We start from the raw sequence: 4136 nt of genomic DNA on the forward strand, positions 1-4136 counted from the left end.
GCTCAAGGACTGGGATAAGCTTTGTGACTTAACGGTACTCAAAGACGCACTCGTTGACGCAGATTCACTGCGAGAAACACTCGTCTTGACTGACTCACTCAAGGACTGGGATAAGCTTTGTGATTTAACGGTACTTAAGGACGCACTCGTTGAGGCAGATTCACTACGAGAAACACTCGTCTTGACTGAATCGCTCAAAGACTGGGATAAGCTTTGTGACTTCGATGTACTCAAGGACGCACTCGTTGACGCAGATTCACTGCGAGAAACGCTGGTCTTAACTGACTCACTCAAGGATTGAGACAAGCTTTGTGACTTCTCGGTACTCAAGGACGCACTTGTGGAAACGGACTGGCTGGTTCGTACCGATGTGCTCAATGACTGCGATAAACTGCGAGACTTAACTGTACTCAAAGACGCACTTGTGGAGGCAGATCCACTGCGAGAAACACTGATCTTGACTGATTCGCTCAAGGACTGGGACAGACTCTGTGATTTAACGGTACTCAAGGACGCACTTGTGGAAACGGACTGGCTGGTTCGTACCGATGTGCTCAAAGATTGTGATAAACTACGAGACTTGACTGTACTCAAGGAAGCACTTGTAGAAGCGGACTGGCTGGTTCGTACCGATGTGCTCAAAGATTGTGATAAGCTGCGAGACTTGACCGTGCTCAAAGAGGCACTCACTGAGAGAGATTGTTTTAGTGAATTTGAAACATTCCTTGACACCACTGTACTCACGGAAGTACTTGTAGATGCTGACTGTTTCACAGATTCACTCGTACTATTAGAAAGAGACTTGCTATAGTCACTATTAGACAAGGGTACCGTCACGGTATTTGTCGTATCATCCTTATAAGTAATTGTCACCGTGCCATCATTATTGACTGTATAAGACTTAATACGATTAGCTGCTTCTGGGTTCAAGGCCGACACAGCCGCAATAATCTTACTCTTATCTGCCTCTGTCAGAGCAGTCAGGCTTGTCACCTGAATGGTCGTCGTTGGCGCAACACCTGGCGTACGATCTGCAAGACGTCCTTGCGTCATCCGAATTTCACCCAAACCATTTGGACGATTCATATTAGACGCATTGTCAATAGCAGCCACATTACGCTGCCAGGTGTTACGGGCAGAATAGGTCAAATCATCCTTCAAATGAATAGTTGTCGTAATGGTTGCCGGATTAGCACTTGTTGCCGTAATATCACCTGTAATTGGCGCTATATTTCCCGTACCGTATTGGGTTCCACCAAAGAAATTACCGTTCAAAGCATTGTCATCCAAATTAGCTCTGGCAACAATCTTCATTTCTTTGAGCTTGCCACTATCATCAGTAGCGGTAAAGGTCAAAACTGCATCATCACCCGCATAGATAATGTAGTTTTTTCCACCACCTTCAAGGGGTGTAGACTTGGGTTCGACACCATTGACAGTCAACTTGGCAGCCACTTCAGGTCGTGTGCTATCTGTGACTGCAACCGAGTTACTAGCATCTGAATAAACAGGGTAATTACCATACATGATGCGAGCTTTAGCCGTTACACCACCAGTTTGTAACTTAACCGTTGGCGTCACAATCGCTTGGCCAGAAGCATTTGCCACTGCTGTTCCGACCTCATCATCATTATTGTATAAAACAACGGTTGACCCTGGTTCAGCTCCTGTTACCGTTACAGCTGTCTGTGTATAGGCTTTATCCAACAGCCTTGTCGCCACCGTTGGGGCAGGCAGGCGTTTGACAGGAGCAGTCACATCGTTAGAGGTATTATCCTTATAGGTAATGGTCACTACACCTGTCGCTGAGACGGAATAAGACTTAAAGTCCTTAGAGGTCGCAATATTTGGATTTGTCGCCTTAAAAGTTTCCCAAACCTTATCTTTTTCAGCCTGAGCGAGATTGCTCGTGTCATTGACAAAAGTACCCGTTGTCACTGCCTTAATCGGGTTGCGAATCCCATCATTTTGAGGTAAGACCTGGATGCTAAGCGTTTGTTTCACTGATCTGTTGACACTATTGGTCACAACAAAAGATAACTTATAAATTCTTCCTGGCGGCACTACTTCAGTAGCCCCAACTGTTCCCATAACATTAAAAGCAACGGAACTATTTCTCAAAGCAGAGGTCTGGGGAACAATGATACCATTGACACGATCACTATCAGTTGCATAACCAATTTTACGAATACTGTTTTCTGTTGGCCTTGATTCAACAACCCGATAGGCCTGATTGATGTAGTCAGAGTTATAAGCAGAAATCACAGCATTGTTAGGACCTAAGTTATAATAAGGATTACGCAAGCTATTATCAGTACCAATGATAGCACCATTTCGAGGGTCACGCTGACCAGATGTCGCACGCAGCACCGCATTAGCAAGACTATTTCTAGCCTGTCTTGCTTGTGTAAGTGTAGGGGCCATGTCAACGCCACTATCAGCCAGACTGACACGAATAGCATCCAAGGCTTGATTTCCCTTCAGAATAGCCGCAGCCGTATTTGGCAAATCAAGTGCTTGAGCTTTATAAGTATAAATCTCTAAGGCCAAATCTTTGAGACGCTTTTCTTGATCTGAACGCTCAGTATTAGACACAAGCGAAACAGCCAACAGACCGTTTGCAGTGTCAGACAATTGACGATTAACAAGAGCTTCGGATGCTAAAGAAGCATGTAACATGGCTGAATCCGAGCTGACAAGATTCACACCCTCTTGAGAAACACTATCACTCTTGCTAAATGATTGATTAGATATGCTGTCATAACGCCCTGAAGAGCCTGTAAGCCCACTCTCAGACAAACTATGAGAATCCTTCTGATTCGCTGATTCCGATTGAGAAGCTAGAGAAACTGATAAGGAAGTCGAAATCGAAGCACTTAGTGACAGAGAGGCAGATTTTGAAGCCTGTTCAGAAGCTGAAATAGATTGACTGCTTGACAAGGACTCATTTAAAGAAGTCTCGGAAGTCTGACTTGACGCAGCTTCAGATGACTCTTGACTATTTACCTGACCCTCTTGGACACTAGACACAGAACCAATATTGCCAATAAGAGCTGATTCTGATGCAACTAAAAGATCAGCCTTAGCTCCAGCTTGGCTTTCCAAAACTGGCTCATCTGTCACTTCTTCCGCATGAGTCATGTGAGTCACAACAGTCCCACCTAGCAAAGCCCCCGTAGCAAGCACTCCCTTAAGGAGCGAGTGTCCTGAGAAAGCAGATGAATCCACTTCCACCTGCTGGGTACTGATCGAAGGTAAATCCACTCCTCCTCTTAGTACCTTAAAAAGACCAAAGTTTGAAGTCGCTGCACGAAGCCAGTGCTTACCTGACTTTACCAGTTTAAAACGTGTCACACGGTCCGTTTCACGATATTGACCTTCATTCCTTCTAAAAAACATACTTACTCCATTAATTTTTTGATTAAAATACTCCTTCTAATTTTATCATAAAATTGAGCAAAAAATCTCATTTCAAACTTGCTTTCCCTGAACTTATACATTCCCAAATCTATTCAAATGCACCCCCAACAAATAAGAAATCTGGATATATTAAAACTATTAGTCTTTTTAGATAAGCAAAAATCCCCCACCATTGAGAAAAGCTCAAATGATGAGGAATATTATACATCTTAATGAGAAGGTAAGAATGAGACTTGCTGACGATTAGAAGTCTTCACCCTCTTCTTCTTTCTTACGTTTGGCAAGAAAGGCAAGACCTGTTGCCGTTACCAAAGCACCTAAAGCAAGAGCTGCCGATGAGTCTTCCTCACCAGTCTTAGGAAGAGCTTGGCTACCGTGCTTATGCTTAGGATCTTTAACTTCAGAAGATGATGCTGAAGTAGTCATTGAAGCAGACAATGAAGTGCTTGCTGATTCACTCATTGAAGTTGAGACACTTACTGAAGCTGAAACGCTGCTTGAAGTGCTTGCTGATTCTGAGGCACTCATTGAATCTGAAACCGATTGGCTCATTGAGATTGAAGCGCTTGTGCTTTGTGATTCAGAGACTGACGTTGAGACGGATTGACTCGCTGAAACTGAGGCGCTTGTGCTTGCACTTTCTGATTCCGATACGCTCAATGAATTAGAAACCGATTGGCTCGTTGAGATTGAAGCGCTTGTGCTTTGTGATTCAG

2 protein-coding genes are annotated in these 4136 nt (G+C 44.0%); both read right to left on the reverse strand.

Going from position 1 to position 4136, the window contains the following annotated elements; all coding sequences use genetic code 11:
* Nucleotides 1–3399 (reverse strand): accessory Sec-dependent serine-rich glycoprotein adhesin (locus HSISS3_RS07850; RefSeq protein WP_042771938.1); only part of this gene is annotated, 3399 nt, incomplete at its 3' end.
* A gap of 264 nt (nt 3400–3663) precedes the next feature.
* The coding region (locus HSISS3_RS12115; protein ID WP_134954298.1) for an LPXTG cell wall anchor domain-containing protein at nt 3664–4136 on the reverse strand (473 nt) is incomplete at its 5' end.

It is taken from the genome of Streptococcus sp. HSISS3 (genome assembly GCF_000448605.1).
Taxonomy (GTDB): domain Bacteria; phylum Bacillota; class Bacilli; order Lactobacillales; family Streptococcaceae; genus Streptococcus; species Streptococcus raffinosi.